General features: G+C 68.0%; 24 protein-coding genes. 12 read left to right on the top strand and 12 right to left on the bottom strand.

Features of this window, described 5'->3' with window-relative positions; genetic code table 11:
• Positions 1-4 precede the first annotated feature (4 nt).
• The 4 genes from AC3FNH_RS05120 to AC3FNH_RS05105 are packed head-to-tail and all read left to right on the top strand — an operon-like array spanning position 5 to position 3,678.
• On the top strand, positions 5-682 hold the full coding sequence (locus AC3FNH_RS05120) for a paraquat-inducible protein A (protein WP_488719274.1): 678 nt from the start codon (positions 5-7) through the stop codon (positions 680-682).
• Positions 679-1,437: a paraquat-inducible protein A gene (locus tag AC3FNH_RS05115; protein WP_488719273.1), complete on the top strand. Its 759-nt coding sequence runs from the start codon at positions 679-681 to the stop codon at positions 1,435-1,437. Before AC3FNH_RS05120 ends, AC3FNH_RS05115 begins: the two co-directional genes overlap by 4 nt.
• Positions 1,424-3,058: a PqiB family protein gene (locus tag AC3FNH_RS05110; protein WP_488719272.1), complete on the top strand. Its 1,635-nt coding sequence runs from the start codon at positions 1,424-1,426 to the stop codon at positions 3,056-3,058. The genes AC3FNH_RS05115 and AC3FNH_RS05110 overlap by 14 nt, the downstream gene beginning before the upstream one ends.
• Positions 3,055-3,678, top strand: a complete 624-nt coding sequence (locus AC3FNH_RS05105; protein ID WP_276099642.1) for a PqiC family protein — start codon at positions 3,055-3,057, stop codon at positions 3,676-3,678. The genes AC3FNH_RS05110 and AC3FNH_RS05105 overlap by 4 nt, the downstream gene beginning before the upstream one ends.
• Before the next feature lie 42 nt (positions 3,679-3,720).
• Here AC3FNH_RS05105 and AC3FNH_RS05100 read toward each other — a convergent pair whose 3' ends face one another.
• Positions 3,721-4,416: a transglycosylase domain-containing protein gene (locus AC3FNH_RS05100; protein ID WP_488719271.1), complete on the bottom strand. Its 696-nt coding sequence runs from the start codon at positions 4,414-4,416 to the stop codon at positions 3,721-3,723.
• 319 nt (positions 4,417-4,735) lie between these two features.
• On the opposite strand from AC3FNH_RS05100, the gene AC3FNH_RS05095 reads away from it, so the two are divergent.
• The 6 genes from AC3FNH_RS05095 (at position 4,736) to AC3FNH_RS05070 (ending at position 10,690) form a co-directional block, all read left to right on the top strand.
• The gene (locus tag AC3FNH_RS05095; protein WP_488719270.1) at positions 4,736-5,530 is read left to right on the top strand and encodes a tyrosine-protein phosphatase; all 795 of its coding nucleotides are present in this window, start codon (positions 4,736-4,738) and stop codon (positions 5,528-5,530) included.
• A 329-nt stretch (positions 5,531-5,859) separates the two neighbouring features.
• On the top strand, positions 5,860-8,241 hold the full coding sequence (locus tag AC3FNH_RS05090; protein ID WP_488719269.1) for a DUF3141 domain-containing protein: 2,382 nt from the start codon (positions 5,860-5,862) through the stop codon (positions 8,239-8,241).
• A gap of 91 nt (positions 8,242-8,332) precedes the next feature.
• On the top strand, positions 8,333-8,611 hold the full coding sequence (locus AC3FNH_RS05085; protein ID WP_276099639.1) for an RNA recognition motif domain-containing protein: 279 nt from the start codon (positions 8,333-8,335) through the stop codon (positions 8,609-8,611).
• A 51-nt stretch (positions 8,612-8,662) separates the two neighbouring features.
• A complete protein-coding gene (locus AC3FNH_RS05080) occupies positions 8,663-9,457 on the top strand; it encodes a TOBE domain-containing protein (RefSeq protein WP_276099638.1) in 795 nt (264 codons plus the stop codon).
• A 69-nt stretch (positions 9,458-9,526) separates the two neighbouring features.
• Entirely contained in the window at positions 9,527-10,126 is a 600-nt protein-coding gene (locus AC3FNH_RS05075; protein ID WP_488719268.1) for a LysE/ArgO family amino acid transporter, read from the top strand.
• Between the two features lie 24 nt (positions 10,127-10,150).
• Positions 10,151-10,690: a class IV adenylate cyclase gene (locus AC3FNH_RS05070; RefSeq protein ID WP_488719267.1), complete on the top strand. Its 540-nt coding sequence runs from the start codon at positions 10,151-10,153 to the stop codon at positions 10,688-10,690.
• Here the strand turns inward: AC3FNH_RS05070 and AC3FNH_RS05065 are convergent.
• The 5 genes from AC3FNH_RS05065 to AC3FNH_RS05045 form a co-directional block, all read right to left on the bottom strand.
• On the bottom strand, positions 10,660-11,382 hold the full coding sequence (locus AC3FNH_RS05065; protein ID WP_276099635.1) for an ATP-binding cassette domain-containing protein: 723 nt from the start codon (positions 11,380-11,382) through the stop codon (positions 10,660-10,662). The two genes, AC3FNH_RS05070 and AC3FNH_RS05065, sit on opposite strands and share 31 nt — an antisense overlap.
• Before the next feature lie 7 nt (positions 11,383-11,389).
• On the bottom strand, positions 11,390-12,106 hold the full coding sequence (gene modB / locus AC3FNH_RS05060; RefSeq protein WP_488719266.1) for a molybdate ABC transporter permease subunit: 717 nt from the start codon (positions 12,104-12,106) through the stop codon (positions 11,390-11,392).
• A gap of 18 nt (positions 12,107-12,124) precedes the next feature.
• Positions 12,125-12,925: a molybdate ABC transporter substrate-binding protein gene (gene modA / locus AC3FNH_RS05055; protein ID WP_488719265.1), complete on the bottom strand. Its 801-nt coding sequence runs from the start codon at positions 12,923-12,925 to the stop codon at positions 12,125-12,127.
• Between the two features lie 207 nt (positions 12,926-13,132).
• Entirely contained in the window at positions 13,133-13,327 is a 195-nt protein-coding gene (locus tag AC3FNH_RS05050; protein WP_276099632.1) for a DUF1059 domain-containing protein, read from the bottom strand.
• A gap of 63 nt (positions 13,328-13,390) precedes the next feature.
• Complete coding sequence (locus AC3FNH_RS05045; protein ID WP_276099631.1) at positions 13,391-14,332, bottom strand: 2-hydroxyacid dehydrogenase; 942 nt, start codon at positions 14,330-14,332, stop codon at positions 13,391-13,393.
• 147 nt (positions 14,333-14,479) lie between these two features.
• On the opposite strand from AC3FNH_RS05045, the gene AC3FNH_RS05040 reads away from it, so the two are divergent.
• Positions 14,480-15,031 carry a nucleoside 2-deoxyribosyltransferase gene (locus AC3FNH_RS05040; protein ID WP_488719264.1) on the top strand — a complete coding sequence of 184 codons (552 nt, stop codon included), beginning with the start codon at positions 14,480-14,482 and terminating at the stop codon, positions 15,029-15,031.
• A 44-nt stretch (positions 15,032-15,075) separates the two neighbouring features.
• Here AC3FNH_RS05040 and AC3FNH_RS05035 read toward each other — a convergent pair whose 3' ends face one another.
• Genes AC3FNH_RS05035 through AC3FNH_RS05015 form a run of 5 tightly spaced genes read right to left on the bottom strand, consistent with a single transcriptional unit; the run spans position 15,076 to position 21,194 of the window.
• Positions 15,076-15,300 carry a formate dehydrogenase subunit delta gene (locus tag AC3FNH_RS05035; protein WP_276099629.1) on the bottom strand — a complete coding sequence of 75 codons (225 nt, stop codon included), beginning with the start codon at positions 15,298-15,300 and terminating at the stop codon, positions 15,076-15,078.
• Positions 15,297-16,163: a formate dehydrogenase accessory sulfurtransferase FdhD gene (gene fdhD, locus AC3FNH_RS05030; RefSeq protein WP_488719263.1), complete on the bottom strand. Its 867-nt coding sequence runs from the start codon at positions 16,161-16,163 to the stop codon at positions 15,297-15,299. Before fdhD ends, AC3FNH_RS05035 begins: the two co-directional genes overlap by 4 nt.
• A 15-nt stretch (positions 16,164-16,178) precedes the next feature.
• Positions 16,179-19,049 (bottom strand): formate dehydrogenase subunit alpha, encoded by a 2,871-nt coding sequence (fdhF, locus tag AC3FNH_RS05025; protein WP_488719262.1) that lies wholly within the window; start codon positions 19,047-19,049, stop codon positions 16,179-16,181.
• Positions 19,050-19,092: 43 nt separating this feature from the next.
• On the bottom strand, positions 19,093-20,670 hold the full coding sequence (locus AC3FNH_RS05020; protein ID WP_488719261.1) for a formate dehydrogenase beta subunit: 1,578 nt from the start codon (positions 20,668-20,670) through the stop codon (positions 19,093-19,095).
• Positions 20,667-21,194 carry a formate dehydrogenase subunit gamma gene (locus tag AC3FNH_RS05015; RefSeq protein WP_488719260.1) on the bottom strand — a complete coding sequence of 176 codons (528 nt, stop codon included), beginning with the start codon at positions 21,192-21,194 and terminating at the stop codon, positions 20,667-20,669. Before AC3FNH_RS05015 ends, AC3FNH_RS05020 begins: the two co-directional genes overlap by 4 nt.
• Positions 21,195-21,342: 148 nt before the next feature.
• Between AC3FNH_RS05015 and AC3FNH_RS05010 the strand changes: the two genes are divergently transcribed.
• Positions 21,343-22,440: a substrate-binding domain-containing protein gene (locus tag AC3FNH_RS05010; RefSeq protein WP_276099624.1), complete on the top strand. Its 1,098-nt coding sequence runs from the start codon at positions 21,343-21,345 to the stop codon at positions 22,438-22,440.
• Between the two features lie 18 nt (positions 22,441-22,458).
• Here AC3FNH_RS05010 and fdxA read toward each other — a convergent pair whose 3' ends face one another.
• Positions 22,459-22,788, bottom strand: a complete 330-nt coding sequence (gene fdxA / locus AC3FNH_RS05005) for a ferredoxin FdxA (protein ID WP_488719259.1) — start codon at positions 22,786-22,788, stop codon at positions 22,459-22,461.
• Positions 22,789-23,257: the final 469 nt, after the last annotated feature.

The raw sequence follows: 23,257 nt of genomic DNA, 5'->3' as shown, positions 1-23,257 counted from the left end.
ACGCATGGCACACGGTGACACCGGCACGCCATTGGACGCTGGCACCCTGCACGGACTGGTCGCCTGCGAATACTGCGACGCCGTGTACCAGCGCGCGGAACTGGCCCCGGGCGAACGCGCGCTCTGCCTGCGCTGCGGCGGCGAGCTGTACCGCGAAAGCGCGCGCGCCTACCGGCACCTGCTGCCGCTGGTCATCACCGCGCTGATCCTGTTCCTGGTCTCCAACGCCTTTCCGATCGTCGAGATGGACCTGAAAGGCGTGCGCACGCAAACCACGCTGCTCGGCGCCGTGCAGGCGCTATATGCCGACAACATGGCGCTGGTGGCCGCGCTGGTGTTCGCCACCACCATCCTGTTCCCGCTTTCGGAAATGCTGATGATGGCCTACCTGCTGGTGCCCATGGCGGCCCGCCGCATGCCTGCCGGCTTTGACCGCGTCGTGCGCGGCATCCGCCAGACCCGGCCGTGGGGCATGATCGAAGTGTTCATGATCGGCGTGCTGGTCACGCTGGTAAAGCTGTCGAGCATGGCCCAGGTGCTGCCCGGCATCGCGCTGTGGTCGTTCGGCGCGCTGGTGGTGGTGCTGGCGGCCATGCTGTCGTTCGATCCGCGCGACCTGTGGCATTTCCTGGAATCGCCGCAAGAGGCGCAGGCCAAGGCCACGGACGGAGCCCGCCGATGAGCGATACGCAGCCGCCGCGCCGTCCGGTGCCGCGCCTCGCGGGCGCGCGGGAGCAGCTCCAGCGCTCGCGCAAGTTCGCCAGCAGCGTAGTGCAGGAAATCACCGACGACGACGAGCGCACGCCGCTGCCACAGGTGACCACGGCCACACGGCTGGGGCTGCTGTCTTGCCATGCCTGCGACCTGGTCAGCCCCCGTTCGCTCGAAGGCCAGCCCTGCCCGCGCTGCGGCGCCACGCTGCACCACCGCAAGCCCGACAGCGTGGCCCGTACCTGGGCGTTCCTGCTGTCGGCCTACATACTTTATATTCCCGCCAACCTGCTGCCGGTGATGGTGACGCAGTCCATCCTCGGCACGCAGCAGGACACCATCCTGTCCGGCGTGATCTACCTGTGGCTGTCGGGCTCGCACCTGCTCGCGGGGATCGTGCTGATCGCCAGCATCATCGTGCCGCTGCTGAAGATGCTGATCCTCACGCTGCTGCTGGTCTCCGTGCATATGCGCTCGACCTGGCGCCTGCGGCAGCGGACCAGGCTGTATGGCCTGATCGAGGTGATCGGCCGATGGTCCATGCTCGACATATTCGTGGTGGCGCTGCTGGCCTCGCTGGTGCGGGCCGGGGCGCTGGCCACCATCATTCCCGGCGGCGGCGCGCTGGCCTTTGCCTCGGTCGTGGTGCTGACCATGCTCGCGTCGCTGAGCTTCGACCCGCGCCTGCTATGGGACTCGCTGGAACAACAAGATGCCCGAGACTGACAACACTCCCCCCTCGCCGCCGGGGCTGCCGCAACCCGAGCGCCGCCGCCGCGCGCGCTGGCTGCCGTCGCTGGTCTGGCTGATCCCGATCGTCGCGGCCGTGGTCGGCGTTTCGCTGCTGGTCCACACGCTGGCCTCGCGCGGGCCCGAGATCACCGTGACCTTCCGCTCGGCCGAAGGCCTGACGCCGGGCAAGACTGCCGTGCGCTACAAGGACGTGGACATCGGCCTGGTGAAATCGGTGCGGCTCGCGCCTGACCGCTCGCACGTGCTGGCCAAGATCGAGCTGACCAAGGACGCCGAGAACTTCGCCGTGGCCGACACGCGCTTCTGGGTAGTGCGGCCGCGCTTTGCCATCGGCGGCATATCGGGGCTGGAAACGCTGCTCTCCGGTGCCTACATCGGCGTGGACGCGGGCAAGTCCAACGAGAGCAGGCGCGAGTTCAAGGGCCTGGAGGCGCCGCCCGTCGTGACATCCGACTCGTCGGGCAAGCAGTTCGTGCTGCGCGCGTCGGACCTGGGTTCGCTCGACATCGGCTCGCCGGTCTACTACCGGCGCGTCCAGGTGGGCCAGGTGGTGGCGTTCCAGCTCGATCCGAACGGGGGGCGCGACATCACCCTGCGCGTGTTCGTCAACAAGCCCTATGACAAGCTGGTGAATGCCGACACGCGTTTCTGGCACGCCAGCGGTGTCGACCTCAAGCTCGATGCGTCGGGCCTGAAGCTGTCGACGCAATCACTGGTCACCGTGCTGCTCGGCGGCGTGGCCTTCCAGGCGCCCGAAGGCACCAGCGCGACGGCCCCCGCCGCGGAAAACACGCAGTTCCTGCTCGCCGCCGACCAGGTCGAGGCCATGAAGGAGCCCGAGGAGCTGGCGCCGACCCTGGCGGTACTCAACTTTGACCAGTCCGTGCGCGGGCTCGCGCCGGGCGCACCGGTGGACTTCCGCGGCGTCATCGTGGGCCAGGTGCGCTCCATCGGCATCGAGTTCCAGCGCGACAAGAAGGCGTTCCGCATGCCGGTGGTGGTGGAGCTGTACCCGTCGCGCATGGGCTTCCGCGAACGCGACGTGCAGGACCCGACCCGCCGCCACGAGATCATCGCCGGGCTGCTCAAGCGCGGCATGCGCGCGCAGCTGCGCACCGGCAACCTGCTGACCGGCCAGCTCTACGTGGCGCTGGACTTCTTCCCGAAGGCGCCACCGGCGAACGTCGACCTGAACGCGCCGATTCCCGAATTCGCCACCACGCCGGGCACGTTCGACCAGCTGCAGGCGCAGGTAGGCGACATCGTCAACCGCATCGACAAGGTGCCGTTCGACCAGATCGGCGAGGACCTGCGCAAGTCGGTGGCCGCGCTCAACGGCACGCTCGCGAGCGCCGACGAGCTCGTCAAGCAGCTCAACGGCGATGTCGCGCCACAGGTGCTGGCCGCACTGCAGGACGCGCGCAAGACGCTGTCGACCGCCAACGGCACGCTGGCTTCCGACGCGCCGCTGCAGCAGGATGCGCGCCGCATGGTGCAGGAGCTGACCCGCACCGCGACGTCGCTGCGCACGCTGACCGACTATCTCGAACGCCACCCCGAAGCGCTGCTGCGCGGCAAGCCGGAGAAGGAATGATGAATCGGACCCATGCCACGCGCGCCTGTGCGCTGGCCGCGCTGGCCGCCGCCACGGTGCTGGCGGGCTGCGCCTCGCCGGAGCCCCGCTACTACACGCTCGCACAAGGGCCGGCCGCCGCTGTCGCCAGCGCGGCAACACCGGCGACCAACACAGATCCACTGTGGATCGAGGTGGCGCCCGTGCGCGTGCCCGAACGCCTGAACCGGCCGCAGCTCGTGGTGCGGGACAGCCGCAATGGCAATGAAGCCGGGCTCAGGCTGCTGGACCTGTCGCGCTGGTCGTCGCCGCTGCCCGACGAGATGCGCGATGCGCTGTCGCAGCAGCTGCAGGCCAGCCTGGGCGCGGTGGATACCTACCAGCAGGGGCTGGCCGATGTGTCGCCGGTGTACCGGATCACTACCGAAGTGGTGCGGCTGGACGCCGATATCGGCCAGCGGGCCGGGGCGACCATCAACTGGACCGTGCGGCGGCTGCCGGATGGGAAAGTCGTGAGCGGACGTACGCAGTCGGATCTGGCCGCGCCCGGCGAGGTCGAGGGGGTCGTGGCCGCTTACCGGGAGATCCTGTCCGCGGCCGCGAATGACATTGCGGCGGGATTGCAGGCGTTGAAGCGGTAGACGGGTACCGCATCTTGCCGGCGTGCCGGCGTTGCCGGGCCCCTATTTCAGCCTCATGGGTTCCAGCAACGCCGCGTCATATTCGCCCCTCGAAATCTTCCCCAGCTCCAGCATCCGATGCAGGATATAAGCCTGCCGCTGCCGCGCCCGCCGCGGGTTGACCACCGGGTTGTTGGCCGAGGGGGCCTTGGGCAGGCCCGCAAGCATGGCGCACTCGGCCAGCGTCAGCTGGCCGAGAGACTTCCCGAAATAAACCCGCGCCGCATCGCCAAACCCATATGCGCCCTGCCCAAGGTAGATCTTGTTCATGTACAGCTCAAGGATCTCGTCCTTGCTCATCGCATGCTCGATCCGGTACGACAGCAGCACCTCGTAGAGCTTGCGCGTATAGGTCTTTTCGCGCGACAGGAAGAAGTTGCGCGCGACCTGCATGGTGATGGTGGACGCGCCCTGTGACAGCTCGTCAGAGAGATTGGCCACGCCCGCGCGCATGACGCCGACGTAGTCGATGCCGTCATGCAGGTAGAAGCGCTCATCCTCGATGGCAACCACCGCATCGGCCAGGTCGCGCGGAAACTCGCGTAACGGCACATAGTCAGGCGTGCTGCGGAACGCGTTGAGCGCATCGAGCGATGGCAGCTGGCGATTGGCCACCAGCACGGCAACCGTGGCAAGCAGCGCGCCGCCGACCACGGCGAGCACCACCAGTTTGACAAAGACGGACCAGAGACTTTTCATGCCGGGTATTGTGCCAGCAAGCAGCCTGGCGTCACGTTTGGCGGGACCGCTGCTTCGGCAGGACCCTACTAAACGCGCATGCAACCAGCCAGTGCGGCCTGCCCTGAGGTTCGCCGCAATGCGTCAAACTGGCAGGTGACGCAGGCGCCGGAGCGATCTGGGATAATTGGGAGTCGAACATAAAGGTTCTGGTACGAGGCCTGCGGGCCGGCGTCGACGCCGCGGCATTGCGTGCGGCGCTGGCGCGAACCGATCGCGCCACAGAAGACAGACAAGAGGACGACAAATGATCAGCCAATGGTTGGCCTGGGCCCCAGGCATGCGTGCATTGCACGCGCCGGGCCTGCATATGGCGGTGCCCTTCGGGCCCGCCGCGAATGGGAGCGAACTGCAACTCGAAACCGTCAGCAACGCGCGCGACCTCGGCGGCCTTGCCGGTGCCGGCGGCCGTCGCGTACGGCATGGCCGCCTGTACCGCAGCGGCAATCCGGCACTTGCCTGCGGGGCCGACATCGACCGGCTGCAGGGGCTGGGGCTGGACGCCGTGGTGGACTTTCGCTCGCCCGGCGAAAAGTCGGCGGACGAAGCCCCGTTCGGCCAGCGCTTCAACTGGATCGCCATGCCGGTGCTCGAAGGCAGCATGGCCATGGATGTGCTGATGCCGCGCCTGCGCGAAAGCACGCCTGAAGACGTGGATGCATTCATGCTCGGCGTCTATCGCGACTTTCCGGTGCGCTACCGGCAGGTCTTTGGCGATTTCATGCGCAATGCCCAGGCGGGCAAGACGCTGCTGTACCACTGCACCGCGGGCAAGGACCGCACGGGCTTTGCGTCACTGCTGCTGCTCTCGGCGCTTGGCGTGGGGCAGGACGATATCCTCGCCAACTACCTCGAATCCAACCAGCGCAATGCGCGGTTCAACACGCAGGCGCTGGAGCGCATCGCGCAGTTCGGGATCCGGCCGGAAGTCATGATGCCATTGCTGGAGGTGCGGGCCAGTTATATGGAAGCTTCGATTCAGGCAATCGAAGCGGGGTATGGCGATATGGGACGGTATCTCTCCGAGGGGTTGGGGGTGGATGTGGAGGCCCTCAGGCATCATTACCTGGCGTAGCCGGCCGGGGGCTTGCCATGCCTGGCGGGCGGCGCCAGGCATCATCCCCAAGGCCCCGGAGCGCCTAACCCCTCTGCCGCATCATCCTCGCCGTACTCAGCGCCGTGAGATTGTGCGGCCGGTGCAGCGGCGCGAGCGGGATCAGCGCCTCGAGCCGCGCGATCGCCGCTGTCTGCACGCGGTCGGCCACATAGGTGCGGTTGCCATGGACATGGCACGCTGGTAGGCTTGTTTTTGCTGCAAAGCACAATGCGTCACGTCAGGGCAGGCCCGGATGGCTGACCCGGCATGCGTGGCGCACACACCCGATGCCAACCAGGGAACGTGGAATGCCCGCTAGCAACGCCTCCGGCCCGACCATTCTCGGGTCCGCACAGCCTGGAACCACGGAAGCGACCACCGGCCCACTGGCGCAGTTCGGCGCCCTTGCCCCATTCGCGGCATGGCCGTGGGCCGCGCTCGAATACGGAGTCGATGCCTGGCAACGCTCGGTCCTGCTGCTCGACATCCTGCGCCAGCGCGGCAACGAATCCTCCGAACATGAGCGCGAAGGCATGCCGCCGGTGCTCGTGTTCGACTACGAGATGCTCGCCGACGCGCGCACGCAGCCCGAGCCGGTCAACTATGCGCTGCTGCGCATCATCCCGCCGGCCGACATGCCGACCGACCCGGCCAAGCGCCCGTTTGTCGTGATCGACCCGCGCGCCGGGCACGGCCCCGGCATCGGCGGCTTCAAGGCCGACAGCGAGATCGGCATCGCGCTGCGCACCGGGCATCCGTGCTACTTCATCACGTTCTTCCGCGATCCGTGCCCGGGCCAGACCATCGAAGCCGTCGCGCGGGCCGAGGCCGGCTTCCTGCAGATCATCAAGGAACGCCATCCCGATGCGCCGGGCAAGCCATTCGTGGTCGGCAACTGCCAGGCCGGCTGGGCGCTGATGATCCTCGCGGCGGTGGCACCCGCCGTCGGCCCGCTGCTGGTGGCGGGCGCGCCGCTGGCGTACTGGTCCGGCAAGCGCGGCACCAACCCGATGCGCTACAGCGGCGGCCTGCTCGGCGGGTCGTGGCTGGCCTCGCTGACGGCCGACCTCGGCAACGGGCACTTCGACGGCGCCTGGCTGGTGCAGAACTTCGAGCAGCTCAATCCTTCCAACACGCTCTGGGGCAAGCTCTACAACGTCTACGCCAAGGCCGATACGGAAGGCCCGCGCTTCCTGGAGTTCGAGCGCTGGTGGGGCGGACACTTCCTGATGAACCGGGAAGAGATCGACTGGATCGTGCAGAACCTGTTCGTCGGCAACCGCCTGACCGCGGGCCAGGTGCGCAGCGCCGATGGCAAGACCGTGGTGGACCTGCGCAATATCCGCTCGCCGGTGATCGTGTTCGCGTCATGGGGGGACAACATCACGCCGCCGCAGCAGGCGCTGAACTGGATTCCCGACCTGTACGCCACCGACGAGGAGCTGGTCGCCAACGACCAGGTCATCGTGTACTGCCTGCATCCGACGGTGGGGCACCTGGGCATCTTCGTGTCCGCGGGCGTGGCCAACCGCGAGCACAGCGAACTGTTCTGCGCGCTGGATCTCATCGACGTGCTGCCGCCGGGACTGTACGAGGCGAAGATCGAGGACATCGCGCCCGGCACCCCGCACCGCAACCTGATCGAGGGGCGCTATCTGGTGCGCTTCGAGCGCCGCAAGATCGCCGACATCCTCGCGCTCGACGATGGCCGCGAGGACGAGCGCGCGTTCGAAGTCGTGCGCCGCGTGTCCCAAGTCAACCAGCACCTCTACGACACCTTCGCTTCGCCGCTGGTGCGCGCGGCATCGAGCGAGCTTGGCGCGGAGGCTTCGCGCGCTGTCCACCCGTCGCGCCTGGAGCGCTCGGCGGCCACCGACGCCAATCCGTGGATGGCCTGGATCGGCGCACTGGCGCCGATGGTGCGCGAGCACCGCCATGCCGTCTCGCAGGACAACCCGTTCCTGACCATGGAGCGTGCGGTGTCGGCGCAGATCACTACCGCGCTCGACCAGTATCGCGATGTGCGCGATGCATGGTACGAACAGGTATTCGAAGCGATATACCAGTCACCGATGATGGCGGCGCTGGTGGGCATGACGGCGCAGGCACCCGTCAACCTGGAATCGCCGGTGACGGTGCAGCTGCGCAAGGAGCTGGCGCAGCGGCGCCTGCAGGATGCCCAGGCTGCCATCGAGCAGGGCGGCATGCGCGAAGCCTTCGTTCGCGTGCTGGCCTACGTCGCGGACGCCAATGCCGCGATCGAGGAACGCCCGTTCAACCTGCTGCGCCAGATGGCGCGCGAGCAGCCGGAGGGGCGCGGCCGCCTGACGCTGGCCGAGTTCAAGTCGCTGGTGCGGCAGCAGACCTTCATCGTGCAGCTTGACCGTCAGCGCGCGCTGAACGCGCTGCCGCTGCTGGTGCCGGAGCAGGACGAGCGCCGCAGGCTGATGGTGGCCGCGCATCGCGTGCTGACCGTGAGCGCGCCGCTGGAGGGCGAGCGCCTGGCGCACTACCGTGAAGTGGCCGACGTGCTGGGCACCGACCACGCGCACGGCGGGGCCCAGTCCGCCGAGTTGCCAGTGGCTCCGGCTGCAACGACCGGCAACGGACGCGCGCGCGTGGCACGTCCGGAGGCAAGCAACCCGGCGGCTGGCGGCAAGCGCCGCGCCGGCGGCCCGCGCGCGTGCTGATCGTCGGCGTGGCCAACGCCGATTCCATCGCCTGGGAGTGCGCAAACGCCCGAGCGCGCGGCGCGCGTCGCGTTGCACGGCCACGCAAGCCATGCAGATCCTGATCCGCGGCCTGCGCCGCAACGTCACCGAAGCGATGCTGCGCGACATGCTCGCGCAGCATGTACCGGTCAACTCCGTGGAGATCGTCCGTGAAGGCGATCCCGAGCGCCCGTGGGCCTGGGTGGACCTGGAGGTCGACCGTTTCATGGCATGGAGCCTGCTGCGCCAGTTGGACCGGCAGTATTTCGCCGGCGGGCGCATGCACTGGTATATCCCCGCGCATCAGGAGCCGGAGTCCCCGGCCGACGGCGCAAAGCGATTACCATAACCGCATTCCGACTCTGCCGCGCCGCCTTCGCAGGGCGGCGCCATCCACGCCATGCTTGAACTCCAGGGGGCCATCTGGTTCCGCTCCGGCTCACACGACTGGGGCGGCAAGGATCGCATCGCGCTACTGGCCGCCATCGGCGAACAGGGCTCGATCACGGCGGCGGCGCGCGCCGTGGGCATCAGCTACAAGGCCGCCTGGGACGCCATCGACGCCATGAACAACAGCGCCGGCGAACCGCTCGTGGTGCGCGCCGCGGGCGGCAAGGGTGGCGGCGGCACGCGCCTCACCGAGCGCGCCGAACAGCTGATCCGCACCTATCGGGCGCTCGAGGAAGAACACCGGCGCTTCGTCGCCCACCTTGGCCGCCTGGGCGATAGCGCGGCTGAAGACCTTAACGTGATGAGGCGTTTCATGATCCGCACGAGTGCGCGCAACAAGCTGTTCGGCAAGGTCGACAGCATCCGCGGCGGCGCCGTCAACGACGAGGTGGTGCTGGCCTTGCCCGGCGGGCAGGCCATCGTGTCCACGATCACGCATGAGAGCGTCGAGACGCTGGAGCTGAAACCGGGTGTGGAAGCGTTTGCGCTGATCAAGGCGTCGTCGGTCCTCATCGGGCTGCCGGACCCCGGCTTGCGCCTGTCCGCGCGCAACCAGCTGCCCGGCGTGGTGTCGCGCGTCGTGCCCGGCGCCGTCAATGCGGAGATCGTGCTGGACCTGGATGGCGGCGGCAGCGTGGCGGCCATCGTCACCAATGAGAGCGTGCAGGCCCTCGGACTTGCGGCGGGCGTGCGTGCGCTGGCGATATTCAAGGCGTCCAGCGTCATCCTGGGCGTGGTGGCGTAGGCAGGCAGCGCAGCGCGTGCGGGTCGTCCATAATGTCGGGCTTCCTCGCAAGACCCGACCTTCCCGCACATGGACGCCTCGCTGGCCGGTTTTTCCCTCGGTCTTTCCCTGATCCTTGCGATCGGTTCCCAGAATGCCTTCGTGCTGCGCCAGGGACTGCGCCGCGAGCACGTGTTCTGGGTCTGCCTCATCTGCGCCTTGTCCGATGCCCTGCTGATCCTGGCTGGCGTGTCGGGCTTTGCGGTCATGATCCGGCAGCTTCCGTGGCTTGGCGCGGCCATGCGCTATGGCGGCGCGGCTTTCCTGGTCTGGTATGGCGCGCGCAGCTTCCTTGCGGCAATGCGGTCGTCGGCGGTGCTCGATCCGAGCAATGCCGAGCCCCGGCCGCTGCTGGGGACGCTCGGCGTCTGCCTGGCATTTACCTGGCTCAATCCGCACGTGTACCTCGACACGGTGATGCTGATCGGTTCGGTCTCCACGCAGTTCCACGGCCGCGAGACGCAGTTCGCCGCGGGCGCGGTGACGGCGTCGTTCCTGTTCTTCTTCGCGCTGGGCTATGGCGCCGCGCTGCTGAGGCCGGTGTTCGCGCGGCCGCGCGCATGGCAAGTGCTGGAGGTGGTGATCGGCGTCACCATGTGGGCAATCGCGGCGAAGCTGCTGCTGGGCTGAACACGCACAACAAGGCAGGTACCCATGGCAAGAAATATCGAAATCAAGGCGCGCCTGGACAGCATCGACGCCATCGAGCCGCGTGTCGCGGCGCTGGCAAGCAGCGGACCGGAACGGATCGAGCAGGACGACACCTTCTTCCCGTGCCCCAACGGCCGGCTGAAGCTCAGGGCGTTCAGCGCCGGTCGCGGCGAGCTGATCTTCTACGCGCGCCCCGATCAGGCCGGTCCCAAGGAGAGCTTCTACCTCCTTTCCCCGACGGCATCGCCCGATACGCTGCGTGCCGCGCTGGCGGCCGCCCACGGCGAAGCGGGACGCGTGCGCAAGGTACGCACGCTGTACCTGGCGGGCCGCACGCGCATTCACCTGGACCGCGTGGAAGAACTCGGCGAGTTCCTGGAGCTTGAGGTGGTGCTGGCCGATGACGAGAGCGTGGCCGACGGCGTCGCGGAAGCGCACGGCCTGCTGGACCAGCTGGGGGTCGAAGCCGGCGCCCTGCTGGAGGGCGCCTATGTCGACCTGCTGCGCACGGCTCAGACCACGCTGGCCGGTAGCGGGGCGTAGACGGGCGGGTGGCGGCGCGCGGTACCGCCGCCAAAGATCCGGCCTTCGCGGATCTCCAGCACGTGCTCGCCGAGCGCTTCCACGTCGGCCGGGTCGTGCGAGATGACCAGCATCGGCACGTCCAGACTGGCCTGCAACGCGCGCAGCTCTTCGCGCATGCGCAGGCGCAGCGCGGGGTCGAGTGCCGAGAACGGTTCGTCGAGCAGCACGATATCGGGCTTTGCCACCAGCGCGCGCGCCAGCGCGACGCGCTGCTTCTGGCCGCCGGAGATCTCGGCGGGATAATTGCCGAGGATCTCGCGCAGGCCGAAAGCGTGGATCCAGCGTTCGGTCTCCGGGTGCATGGCGCCGCGGCGCGGATTGCGCCAGCCCCTGGCGAGGCCGAAGGCGATGTTCTGCTCCACGGTCAGGTGCGGGAACAACGCGTACTCCTGGAACAGGTAGGCGACGCGGCGTTCCTGCGGGCGCACGTTGATGCCGGCCTCGGCATCGAACAGCGTGCGGCCGTTGAGCACGATGCGCCCGGAATCCGGCATCAGCAACCCGGCGATGGCGCGCAGCGTCAGGCTCTTGCCGGCGCCGGAAGGGCCGAACAGCGCGATGCGGCGGCTGTCCGAATCGAAGCTGATGTCCAGCTCGAAATGACGGTCGGCCGAGACCATGCGCTTGCGAATGCTGACCTGCATGCTCATGGCTGCCTCACTGCGCCGTGCGCGTGCGCCGCAGGCGTCCGCGCTCGTAGATTTCGGCCGGGTTGCGCGCCGTGGCGGGAACCAGCCGCCCCGCCACCACCAGTATCGCGATGCAGGTGACCGAGGTGACCAGCACCAGCAGGTTGGCGGTGTTGTCGTCGCCGGCTTGCACGGCCTCGTAGATGGCGACGGAAAGGGTCTGTGTGCGCCCCGGCAGGTTGCCGGCGACCATCAGCGTGGCGCCGAACTCGCCGAGCGCGCGCGCAAAGGCCAGCAGCACGCCGGCGAAGATGCCGCGCGCGGCCAGCGGCAGCGTGACGCGGAAGAAGATCCCCGCTTCCGGCACGCCGAGCACGCGCGCGGCGTTTTCCAGCTGGTGGTCCACGCCTTCAAACGCGGCGCGCGCCGATTTCAGCACCAGCGGAAAGGCGACGATGGTCGAGGCCAGCACCGCCCCCTGCCATGTGAACACCAGTTCGATGCCGAGCGTGCCGAGCCATTCGCCGAACACCCCGCGCCGGCCCACCAGCACCAGCAGGTAGTAGCCGAGCACCGTGGGCGGCAGCACCAGCGGCAGCGTCAGCACCGCGTCGACCACGTCGCGTGCCGGAGAGCGCCAGCGCGCCAGCGCATAGGCCGCGGCTACGCCCAGCACGGCGTTGATCGCGGTGGCCCAGCCCGCGACCTTCAGCGACAGCAGCAGCGGCACCCAGACAGCGTTCATGGTATGTGCCGGTCCGGATCAGGGCTTCTGGAAGCCGTAGCGCGCCAGGATCGCCTGGCCTTCGGCCGACAGCACGTAGCTCACGAAGGCGGTAGCCTGCGTGTTCTGCCTGGTCAGGCTGGTCAAGGCGATGGGGTAGGTCACTGGCGTGCGGCTGGGCACGCGCACGGCCACCTTGACCTTGTCCGGCATGACCGCCGCGTCGGTAGCGAAGACAAAGCCCGCTTCGACCTCCCCACGCGCGACATAGTCCAGGCTCTGGCGCACGTTCTGCGCGGGCACGCCCTTGGCCGAGACGGCGTCCCACAGGCCGGCGGCTTCGAGCGCGCCCTTGGTGTAGCGGCCGACCGGCACCGAGGCCGGGTTGCCGAAGGCAATGCGTTTCACCTCGGGCCTGGTCAGGTCCTGCAGCGCGCCGATATGGAGCTTGCTGTCGCTGGGCACGATCAGCACGACCTGGTTGGCGGCGAAGTCGCGGCGCGTGGCCGGGACCACCACCTTCTCGGCCTCGGCCTTGTTCATGGCTTCCTGGTCGGCCGAGGCGAACACGTCGGCGGGCGCGCCCTTGATGATCTGCTGCATCAGCACGTCCGACGCACCGAAGTTCAGGATTACCTTGGTGTCCGGGTGCGCCTTCTCGAACGACTCGGCCAGCGTCTTGAACGCATTGGTCAGGCTCGCGGCCGCCGATACCACCAGGTCGGCGCCGAAGGCGGGCGGTGCGGCCAGCGCCAGGGCGGCCAGCGCGGCGCTGGCGAAATGAACGGCACGGCGCCGGAAAGCCGGGCCCGGCGTGCGAGCGGAGCGGGAGGTCTGCATGGAAGTCCTGGAAGCGCGTGTGCGCGGATAGGCTTGAGCGTACTCTCAGGCGCAATATAAGGCTGTATATAGCGAAGCGTCAATGATGCGCCATGACTGCCCGCATGGGTATTGACCCAGGCACAAGGCGGATATCACGGGCGGCGAATGCCGCACAAAGGGGACAGGAGGGGAGATGGCGCGCCGGTGCCGGCGCGCCAACACGGTTCAGGCCGGCGGTGCGCCGTCCTTGAACAGGGTCTTCAACTGCGCGCGCAACTCAGGGGTGTCCTGGTGCTGGTGCACAGCCACGGCATGCTGGACCGCGGCTTCGAGCAGTTCGTCTTCGCTGTCGGCGCTGAGGGCGACCGTGCAGTTGGCCTCGCTCGGAAACTCGCGGCAATCAATATACTTGCGTCCCATATTGCCTCCTGACACTGGTCCGGCGACCGGTGTTTCCCAGTATAGGGCGCGGGTCGGCAGGTGTTACAGGACCGGATTGAGGACCTTGCCGGTGGCCAGGAACGCCTCCAGGTTCTCGAGCGTCAGCGCGGTCATGGCAGCGCGCGTTTCATGCGTGCCGCTGGCCATGTGCGGCGCCAGCACGACATTGTCGAGCGCCAGCAGCGCCGGCGGGACATTGGGCTCGTCGCGGAACACGTCGAGGCCCGCGCCGCCGAGCCGGCCGTCGGCCAGTGCCTCCACCATTGCCGCCTCGTCGATCACGCTGCCGCGCGAGACATTGACGAGGATACCCTTGGGCCCCAGCGCCTCGATGATCCCGCGCGAGACCAGGCCCTCGGTTTCGGGGCCGCCCACGCAGGCCACCACGAGGAAGTCGGACCATGCCGCCAGCGCCTTCAGGTCAGGCTCGAAGCGCCACGGCGCGCCTTCGCGCGGACGGCGGTTGTGGTACGCGATCTCCATGTCGAAGCCGCCCGCGCGGCGTGCGACGATCTCGCCGATGCGGCCCAGGCCCAGGATGCCCAGCTTCTTGCCCGATACCCGCGTGGTCAGCGCAAAGCCGCCCTGCGGCCAGCGTTGCGCGCGCACGAAGCGGTCGCCGTGGGCAATGCCGCGCGCCGCGTCGATCAGCAGGCCAATGGCCAGGTCGGCCACGCAGTCATTGAGCACCTCGGGCGTATTGCTGACCTGGATGCCGCGGGCGCGGGCCGCGTCGAGCGCGATCGAGTCGTAGCCGACTCCGAAGCTGACGATGGCCTCCAGGCGCGGGAGCGCGGCGATCAGCGCGGCGCTGCAGCCATGCCGGGCGGAGGTCACCACGACGCGCACCTCGCCACCCTGCTCGCGCGCCCAGGCCAGCGGATCGGCCTGTTGCCACAGCGCGGCAGCGCCGAAGCGCTCCTGCAGCGCAAGGTTGGTCGGCGGCGTCAGCGGGCCCACCTGGAGGATCTGGATTGCGGACATGGGAGCGGATGGAAATCGGGCGAAAAACGGAACGGCAATGGTAGCGCAGGCTTGCCGGTCCTGCCGGCCAGCGGCACGCGCGCTGCGCTATGCTGGCAGCCGTCCTGAACAACCGTTGCGCCTGCGCGCCTTGCCATGAAGACCCCTATGACGACCCTCTACCTGGCCGGATTCGATGTGTTCCGCGAGGATGCCCTGGAATGGGGAGAGCAACTCAAGGCGCTATGCGCCCGGTATGGCTTCGAAGGGCTGTATCCGCTCGACAAGGCGGCGCCCGCCGGCTTGTCCGGGCCGGACACCGCTCGCTGGATCTACGACGCCAATATCGCGCTGATCCGCCGTGCCGACCGGGTCATGGCCAACCTCGGGGATTTCCGCGGGCCTGGCGAACCGGACTCGGGCACGGCCTTCGAAGTCGGCTTCGCCGTGGCGCTGCAGAAGCCGGTGTGGGGCTACTACGGGGAACACGGGTCGCTGCGCGAGCGCGCGACCGCGGGCGTCGATGCGCGCGGACGTGCCCGGGATGCGCAGGGGTATCTGGTCGAGGACTTCGGGCTGCCGAAGAACCTGATGCTGGCCTGCCCGGCCAGGCTCGTGCATGGGGGGCCCGAGGCGTGCCTGCAGGCGATGGTGGATGCCGAGCGGCGTCGGGCAGCAAGACGGGAAAGGGAGACGGCGTCGCGCGATGCGGATGACTAGGTGCCTGCCATGCCGGGCACCTGGTCAGGCCATACCCGAACGCCTCACTCCAGCACGCCCCGATGCCTGCCCACCGCCTCCTGGACAATCCCCAGCAGTCCGGCGCCGGCATCCGCATCCACATGGCCCAGCAAGGCCCTGCGCATGCGCGGCTCCCAGAACCGCTTGATGTGTCCGGCGATGTCGGCCAGCGCCTCCTCCCGGTCCGGCATCGCTTCAAAGAAACTGCCGATCTGGTTGGCCATCGTAATCAGGTTGTCGATCTTCATGCCAGGCTCGCTTCGTGTTGCAGGCGTTGGGGATGGGTGTAGACCACGTGGCCGCTGGCGCGGACGAAGCCGGCCAGCGTGATGTTGGCCTGCTCGGCCAGCCGCACGGCCAGCGCCGTGGGCGCCGAGACGGCGGCCAGCACGCCGGCGCCGATGGACGCGGCCTTGAGCACCATTTCATAGCTGGCGCGGCTGGTCACGAGCACGGCGCCGGTGGCGATGTCCTCGCCGCTGCGCGCCAGCGCGCCGGCGAGTTTATCGAGCGCGTTGTGGCGCCCCACGTCCTCGCGCACCATCGCGACATGGCCGTCGGCACGCAGCCACGCCGCCGCATGCGTGGCGCCGGTCTCGCGCTGCAGCGCCTGGCGCAGCTGAAGCTGCACGAACGCGGCCTGGATCAGTTCGGTATGGAAGCTGGCTTCGCTTTTCACCGGCGCCGGCATGCGCATCACCTGCTCCAGCGATTCGGTACCGCACAGGCCGCAGCCCGTGCGGCCCGCCAGCGAACGGCGCCGCTCCTTCAGGCCCATGAAGGCTTCCGACGCGATCTCCAGCCGCACCGCGATGCCGTGCTCGCGCGGCTCGACCTCGATGTCGTACACATCGCGCGGACTGGAGACAATGCCCTCGCTCAGGCTGAAGCCGAGCGCAAAGTCTTCCAGGTCCGCCGGCGTGGCCAGCATCACCGCGTGCGAGATGCCGTTGTATTCCAGCGCAACGGGCACCTCTTCGGCCAGCTCGTCCGGGCTCAGCGCGTGTTCGCCGTTGCGCCAGCGGCTCACGGCGAAGGTGGTGTGCGTGGCCGGCTCACCGTCCGCTTGCAGCGCCGGTTCGAGTTCCGGCGCATTCAGGCAGCGCATCATGATGCGATCCTCCTGTCAGCCTGCCGCGGCCTGGGCCGGGTCGGCACTGGCGGCTTCGAGCAGCTGCAGCTGCTGCGCGTTGAACGCCTGGTACTCCTTCTGCCACGCCGACGGCTGCGCCACCGGCATCACCTGCACCGCGGTCACCTTGTACTCGGGGCAGTTGGTGGCCCAGTCGGAGTTGTCGGTGGTAATGACGTTGGCGCCGGATTCCGGGAAGTGAAAGGTGGTGTAGACCACGCCCGGCTGCATGCGCTCGCTGACGATCGCGCGCAGCACGGTCTCCCCTGCCCGGCTCTGCACGCCGACCCAGTCACCGTCCTTGACGCCGCGTTCCTCGGCATCGTGCGGATGGATTTCGAGCCGGTCCTCGTCATGCCACTGGACGTTCTCGGTGCGCCGCGTCTGCGCGCCCACGTTGTACTGCGACAGGATGCGGCCCGTGGTCAGGATCAGCGGATAGGCGCGCGTGATCTTCTCCGTGGTCGGCACGTACTTGGTGATGATGAACTTGCCCTTGCCGCGCACGAACTGGTCGATGTGCATGGTCGGCGTGCCTTCCGGCGCCTGCTCGTTGCAAGGCCACTGGATGCTGCCCAGTTCGTCCAGCCGCTTGTAGCTGACACCCGAGAACGTCGGCGTCAGGCGGGCAATCTCGTCCATGATTTCGGACGGATGCTTGTAGTGCATCGGATAGCCGAGCGCGTTGGCCAGGAGGATGGTCGCTTCCCAGTCAGCGTAGCCGGCCTTGGGCGGCATCACCTTGCGCACGCGCGAGATGCGGCGCTCGGCATTGGTGAAGGTGCCGTCCTTTTCCAGGAACGACGAGCCCGGCAGGAACACGTGCGCGTACTTGGCGGTCTCGTTCAGGAAGATGTCCTGCACCACGATGCATTCCATCGACGACAGCGCCTCGGACACGTGCTGGGTGTTCGGGTCGGACTGGACGATGTCCTCGCCCTGGCAGTACAGGCCCATGAAGCTGCCGCCGAGCGCGGCCTCGAACATGTTCGGGATGCGCAGGCCCGGCTCGGGGCTGATCTGGACATTCCACGCCGATTCGAACAGCCCGCGCACGGTCGAGTCCGACACGTGGCGGTAGCCCGGCAGTTCGTGCGGGAACGAACCCATGTCGCACGAGCCCTGCACGTTGTTCTGGCCGCGCAGCGGGTTCACGCCCACGCCTTCGCGGCCGACATTGCCGGTCGCCATGGCGAGGTTGGCGATGCCCATCACCGTGGTGGAGCCCTGCGCATGTTCCGTGACGCCCAGGCCGTAGAAGATGGCCGCGTTGCCGCCGGTGGCATAGAGGCGCGCGGCGCCGCGCAGCTGGTCGGCCGGCACGCCGGTCACCTCGGCCATGGCTTCGGGCGAGTTCTCGGGCAGCGAGACAAAGTCGCGCCATTGCTGGAACGCGCGGTCCTCGCAGCGCTCGGCGATGTAGGCGTCGGCCAGCAGGCCTTCGGTCACGATCACGTGGGCCAGCGACGTCACCAGCGCGACGTTCGTACCCGGACGCAGCTGCAGGTGGTAGTCGGCGCGGATGTGCGGCGAATCAACCAGGTCGATCCTGCGCGGATCCACCACGATCAGCTTGGCGCCGGCGCGCAGGCGCTTCTTCATGCGCGATGCGAACACCGGGTGGCCATCGGTCGGGTTGGCGCCGATCACCATGATCACGTCGGACTTCTCGACCGACTTGAAGGTCTGCGTGCCGGCCGATTCGCCAAGCGTCTGCTTCAGGCCGTAGCCGGTCGGCGAATGGCAGACTCGTGCGCAGGTATCGACGTTGTTGTTGCCGAACGCGGCGCGCACGAGCTTCTGGACCAGGTAGCCTTCCTCGTTGGTGCAGCGCGACGACACGATGCCGCCGATCGAATCCTTGCCATGCCTGGCCTGGATGCGCTTGAACTCCGAAGCCGCGTAGTTGATGGCCTCTTCCCACGACACCTCGCGCCACGGATCGGTGATCTTCGCGCGGATCATCGGCTTGAGGATGCGGTCCTGGTGCGTGGCGTAGCCCCAGGCGAAGCGGCCCTTGACGCAGGCGTGGCCTTCATTGGCCTTGCCGTCCTTGTACGGCACCATGCGCACGACCTCGTTGCCCTTCATCTCGGCTTTGAACGAGCAGCCCACGCCGCAGTAGGCGCAGGTGGTGACGACGCTGCGCGGCGCCTGGCCCAGCTTGATGACGGAGGTCTCGGTCAGCGTCGCGGTCGGGCAGGCCTGCACGCAGGCGCCGCACGACACGCAGTCCGAGTCCATGAACGACTGGCTGGTGCCCGGCGACACGCGCGAGTCGAAGCCGCGGCCCGAGATCGTCAGCGCGAAGGTGCCCTGCGTTTCCTCGCACGCGCGCACGCAGCGGTTGCAGACGATGCACTTGGACGGGTCGTAGGTGAAGTAAGGATTGGACTCGTCCTTCTTCATCTCGGTGTGGGTCGCGATCGGGCCGCCGTCGTTGTAGCGCACCTCGCGCAGGCCCACCTCGCCGGCCATGTCCTGCAGCTCGCAGTTGCCGTTGGTCGGGCAGGTCAGGCAGTCCAGCGGGTGGTCGGAGATGTACAGCTCCATCACGCCGCGGCGCAGGTCGGACAGCTTGTCGCTTTGCGTCTTCACCTTCATGCCGGCTTCCACCGGCGTGGTGCACGAGGCCGGATAGCCGCGGCGCCCTTCGATCTCCACCAGGCACAGGCGGCACGAGCCGAAGGACTTCAGGCTGTCGGTCGCGCACAGCTTGGGCACGCTGACCTGCGCCTCCATCGCGGCGCGCATCACCGACGTGCCCGCGGGCACGGTGACGCTGACACCGTCGATCTCGAGGGTGACCAGCTCGGTCGATTCGCTGGCGGGGGTGCCGAAGTCAATCACATCGCGGCAATCCATGGTTGTCTCCCGTTGTTCTCTTCGTTAGTCGGCTTAGGTGGACCTATGCCGCCTTGGCTGGGTTGGGGGCGAGGCCGAAGTCCTCGGGGAATTCATTGAGCGCGGACAGCACGGGGTACGGCGTCATGCCGCCCATGGCGCAGAGCGAGCCGTTGAGCATGGTGTCGCACAGGTCGCGCACGAGCTTGATGTGCCGCATGACACGTTCCCGGGGTTCGTTGCCGGCGATGATCCGGTCCATGACTTCGACGCCGCGCGTGGAGCCGATCCGGCACGGCGTGCACTTGCCGCACGACTCGACCGCGCAGAACTCCATCGCGTAGCGCGCCTGCTTCGCCATGTCGACGGTCTCGTCGAACACCACGATGCCGCCGTGGCCGACCACGCCGCCGAACGCGGCATAGGCCTCGTAGTCCATCGGCACGTCGAAGCGCGATTCCGGCAGGTAGGCGCCGAGCGGGCCGCCCACCTGCACCGCGCGCACGGCGCGGCCGCTGCGCGTGCCGCCGCCGTAGTCGTGGAGCAGTTCGCGCAGCGTGATGCCGAACGCCTTCTCGACCAGGCCGCCGTGGCGGATATTGCCGGCCAGCTGGAACGGCAGCGTGCCGCGCGAACGGCCCATGCCGAAGTCGCGGTAGTACTGCGCGCCACGCGCGAGGATTACGGGCACCGTGGCCAGCGAGATCACGTTGTTGATGACCGTGGGCTTGCCGAACAGGCCTTCGAGCGCGGGCAGCGGCGGCTTGGCGCGCACCACGCCGCGCTTGCCTTCCAGGCTTTCGAGCAGCGCGGTTTCCTCGCCGCATACGTAGGCGCCGGCGCCCTTGCGCACTTCAAGGTGAAAACGCTTGCCGCTGCCGCGGATGTCATCGCCCAGCCAGCCGCCAGCGGTAGCGATGGCGATGGCGGCATTGAGCACGGCGATCGCATGCGGGTATTCGGAACGGCAGTAGATATAGCCCTGCTCCGCGCCCACGGCGAGGCCGGCGATGGTCATGCCCTCGATCAGCATGAACGGATCGTCTTCCATCACCATGCGGTCGGAGAACGTGCCCGAATCGCCCTCGTCCGCATTGCAGACGATGTACTTGACGGCCGACTTCGCGCCCAACACGGTCTTCCACTTGATGCCGGTCGGGAAGGCCGCGCCGCCGCGGCCGCGCAGGCCCGAGTCGGTCACTTCCTGCACGATCGCGGCGGGTTCCATCGCGAGCGCGCGTTCCAGGCCGGCAAAGCCTTCATGCGCCCGGTAGTCGTCCAGCGACAACGGATCGGTGATGCCGACGCGTGCGAACGTCAGGCGTTCCTGGCGCTTGAGGAAGGGGATCTCGTCGGTCAGGCCGTGCGCGAGCGCATGCGCGCCGCCTTGCAGCAGGCCGGCATCGAACAGCCCCGGCACATCACTGGCGCTGACCGGGCCGTACGCCACGCGGCCCGCGCCGGTCTGCACCTCGACCAGCGGCTCGAGCCAGAACATACCGCGCGAACCGTTGCGCACGATGCGCACGGATTCGCCGCGCGCCGCGGCCTCGCGCGCAATCGCGCGCGCCACGTCGTCGGCGCCCAGGGCCAGCGCGGTGGAGTCGCGCGGGACGAAGATGGTGGTGACGGCGGCGCTCATGCCTGGGCCTCCTCGTTGGCGGGCTGGACGTCGCGCAGCTGGCGCACCAGCACGTCGAAGCGCCTGGCATCGACGTAGCCGTGCAGCTGCTCGCCCATCATCACAGCCGGGCCGCAGGCGCACTGGCCCAGGCAGTAGACCGGCTCCAGCGTGACCGCGCCGTCAGCGGTGGTTTCATGGAAATCGCAGCCCAGCGCGCGCTTCGCGTGTTCGGCCAGCGCCTCGGCGCCAACCGACTGGCAGGCCTCGGCACTGCAGACCTGCACCACGTGGCGGCCGGCGGGCTGCTGGCGGAAATGGTGGTAGAACGTGATCACGCCATGCACTTCGGCGCGCGACAGGTTCAATGCCTTGGCGATGACCGGCACGGCCGTCTCCGGGATGTAGCCCTGGGTATCCTGGATTTCATGCAGGATGGGCAGCAGGGCTCCGGGCATGTCCTGGCGGGCCGCCACGATCGCGGCGATGGCCGCTGTGCGGGCTGCGTCGGCCGGCGCCGTAGCGAGGGTAGCGGTATCTGGCATGGCGTCTCCTGTGGGGGCCGCATCCTCGGCGGGGCGACCGTTTATATGCTATTTTTTTCCTATTTACCGGGGTATAACGACGGCTTTATGGCCGTTGGAGCGACTATAAGTAGTTGTCCGGCAGGGTTCAATAAGCTATTTTTTTCATATGATCCGCATCTCGATCTCCCCTCACCTGCAGATCCGGGACGATGACAGCCCGACTGCGGAGCCGCTGGACGTTTCGCGCCTGGTGGCGCTGCTCGGCCATATCGAGGCCTCCGGCAGCATCAGCCAGTCGGCCGAGGCGGTGTCGCTGTCCTACCGCTATGCGTGGGGCATCCTGCGCGATGCCGAGGCGCTGTTCGGCGGCCCGCTGATCGACAAGACGCGCGGACGCGGCAGTGCCCTGACGCCGCTGGCGCAGCAGCTGGTATGGGCCAGCAAGCGCATTGGCGCGCGCTTGTCGCCGACGCTGGACAGCCTGGCGTCGGAGCTGGAGATCGAACTGAAGAAGCTGATGGACCGGACCGACCCGGCCGTGCGCCTGCACGCCAGCCATGGTTTCGCGGTGGCGGCGCTGCGCGATTTCCTCGACGAGCAGCAGGTGCGGCACGACCTGAAGTACTGCGGCAGCGTGGAAGCCGTGGCCGCCCTGGCGGAAGGCGCCTGCGACATCGCCGGTTTCCATGTGCCGGTCGGCGAGTTCGAGCATGGCATGGTTCGCCACTTCACCACGTGGCTCAAGCCCGACACGCACTGCCTGATCCATCTGGCCGTGCGCAGCCAGGGGCTGTTCGTGCGCATGGGCAACCCGCTCGGCGTGCTGACACTGGAAGACCTGACGCGGCGCGAAGTGCGCTTCGTCAACCGGCAGGTCGGCTCCGGCACGCGGCTGCTGCTGGACCTGATCCTGGCGGCGCGCGGCATCGATCCGGCACGGATCGAGGGCTACAACAACGGCGAGTTCACGCATGCGGCGGTCGCCGCGTATATCGGCAGCGGCATGGCGGACGTGGGCTTTGGCGTGGAAACCGCGGCGCGGCGCTTCGGGCTGGAGTTCGTGCCGGTGCTCAAGGAGCGCTACTTCTTCGCGATCGAAAAGAAGAAGCTGACCAGCCCCGCACTGGCCGATGCCGTCGGCGCGCTCACGAGCGAGAGCTTTCGCGAGCGCGTCAATGCCTTGCCGGGCTATGACGGCAGCCTGACCGGCACGGTGCTGACGCTGGCCGAGGCGTTTCCCGAATACCGCGCGCAGAAGCGCTGAATCGGCGGCGCGCGCCGCTTACCGGATCAGCAGCGACAGCCTGTCCGGATGGCCGGCCCAGTCGGCGTGACCGGGCAGCGGCCCCTTCGCCTTCAGCAGCGGCGGCCAGTCCGCGCGGCGCGCCAGTTCGGCGTTGAGGGCCAGGAAATGGCGCTGGTCTTCGGGCAGGTCATGTTCGGAATAGATCGCGCCCACGGGACACAGCGGCACGCACATCGAGCAGTCGATGCACTGGTCAGGATCGATCGCGAGGAAGTTGGGCCCTTCGTGGAAGCACGACATCGGGCAGACTTCCACGCAGTCGGTATGGCGGCACTGGATGCAGGTGTGGGTGACGACGAAGGTCATGGGGGGATAGCGGATTTACAAAGCTTTTGATGGTAGCGCGCCGCCGAGGGCGGCGGCGCGGGGTGGGTTGTTTGAGTTGTTCAAAATGGTTCAAGCGGTGGGATCGTGCTTGGCAGGCGCCGCTGTTTCGTCGGCGATGCGCTTCTTGTGTTCAAAGGGCTTTGGTCTCGCGATGCCTGGTTGCCCGTTCGAGCCAGCTACGCATAGTGATTCAGAACCAGTGCCTGCGATAACCGGCTCTTGTACGATCCCCATGTAGGGCTCGGGTACAGCGTTCCAATAGCGTCAGTGGTGGGACGCCTACGACTGCGCTGCGCGCGCGTCCTAGTCGGTCTGCGACGGGCATCGTCGTCGCCCGTGCCAACGGTTCGGTTTCTCTGCTTCGCTGCGGCGCGGTTTGCCTGCGGCCTGGGTGCTCAGACCAGGGCTCTGCGCGTAGCGCAGCCGAAGGCGATTACACGATGTCGGT

This window comes from Cupriavidus sp. 22TCCZM01-5, from assembly GCF_057798915.1.
The sequence above is the reverse complement of the archived record's forward strand: the minus strand, read 5'-3'. Positions and strand labels throughout refer to the sequence as shown.

Coding starts and splice junctions, on each gene's coding strand:
- AC3FNH_RS05120 (WP_488719274.1), top strand. CDS start 5: ATGGCACACGGTGACACCGGCACGCCATTGGACGCTGGCACCCTGCAC.
- AC3FNH_RS05115 (WP_488719273.1), top strand. CDS start 679: ATGAGCGATACGCAGCCGCCGCGCCGTCCGGTGCCGCGCCTCGCGGGC.
- AC3FNH_RS05110 (WP_488719272.1), top strand. CDS start 1,424: ATGCCCGAGACTGACAACACTCCCCCCTCGCCGCCGGGGCTGCCGCAA.
- AC3FNH_RS05105 (WP_276099642.1), top strand. CDS start 3,055: ATGATGAATCGGACCCATGCCACGCGCGCCTGTGCGCTGGCCGCGCTG.
- AC3FNH_RS05100 (WP_488719271.1), bottom strand. CDS start 4,416: ATGAAAAGTCTCTGGTCCGTCTTTGTCAAACTGGTGGTGCTCGCCGTG.
- AC3FNH_RS05095 (WP_488719270.1), top strand. CDS start 4,736: ATGCGTGCATTGCACGCGCCGGGCCTGCATATGGCGGTGCCCTTCGGG.
- AC3FNH_RS05090 (WP_488719269.1), top strand. CDS start 5,860: ATGCCCGCTAGCAACGCCTCCGGCCCGACCATTCTCGGGTCCGCACAG.
- AC3FNH_RS05085 (WP_276099639.1), top strand. CDS start 8,333: ATGCAGATCCTGATCCGCGGCCTGCGCCGCAACGTCACCGAAGCGATG.
- AC3FNH_RS05080 (WP_276099638.1), top strand. CDS start 8,663: ATGCTTGAACTCCAGGGGGCCATCTGGTTCCGCTCCGGCTCACACGAC.
- AC3FNH_RS05075 (WP_488719268.1), top strand. CDS start 9,527: ATGGACGCCTCGCTGGCCGGTTTTTCCCTCGGTCTTTCCCTGATCCTT.
- AC3FNH_RS05070 (WP_488719267.1), top strand. CDS start 10,151: ATGGCAAGAAATATCGAAATCAAGGCGCGCCTGGACAGCATCGACGCC.
- AC3FNH_RS05065 (WP_276099635.1), bottom strand. CDS start 11,382: ATGAGCATGCAGGTCAGCATTCGCAAGCGCATGGTCTCGGCCGACCGT.
- modB (WP_488719266.1), bottom strand. CDS start 12,106: ATGAACGCTGTCTGGGTGCCGCTGCTGCTGTCGCTGAAGGTCGCGGGC.
- modA (WP_488719265.1), bottom strand. CDS start 12,925: ATGCAGACCTCCCGCTCCGCTCGCACGCCGGGCCCGGCTTTCCGGCGC.
- AC3FNH_RS05050 (WP_276099632.1), bottom strand. CDS start 13,327: ATGGGACGCAAGTATATTGATTGCCGCGAGTTTCCGAGCGAGGCCAAC.
- AC3FNH_RS05045 (WP_276099631.1), bottom strand. CDS start 14,332: ATGTCCGCAATCCAGATCCTCCAGGTGGGCCCGCTGACGCCGCCGACC.
- AC3FNH_RS05040 (WP_488719264.1), top strand. CDS start 14,480: ATGACGACCCTCTACCTGGCCGGATTCGATGTGTTCCGCGAGGATGCC.
- AC3FNH_RS05035 (WP_276099629.1), bottom strand. CDS start 15,300: ATGAAGATCGACAACCTGATTACGATGGCCAACCAGATCGGCAGTTTC.
- fdhD (WP_488719263.1), bottom strand. CDS start 16,163: ATGATGCGCTGCCTGAATGCGCCGGAACTCGAACCGGCGCTGCAAGCG.
- fdhF (WP_488719262.1), bottom strand. CDS start 19,049: ATGGATTGCCGCGATGTGATTGACTTCGGCACCCCCGCCAGCGAATCG.
- AC3FNH_RS05020 (WP_488719261.1), bottom strand. CDS start 20,670: ATGAGCGCCGCCGTCACCACCATCTTCGTCCCGCGCGACTCCACCGCG.
- AC3FNH_RS05015 (WP_488719260.1), bottom strand. CDS start 21,194: ATGCCAGATACCGCTACCCTCGCTACGGCGCCGGCCGACGCAGCCCGC.
- AC3FNH_RS05010 (WP_276099624.1), top strand. CDS start 21,343: ATGATCCGCATCTCGATCTCCCCTCACCTGCAGATCCGGGACGATGAC.
- fdxA (WP_488719259.1), bottom strand. CDS start 22,788: ATGACCTTCGTCGTCACCCACACCTGCATCCAGTGCCGCCATACCGAC.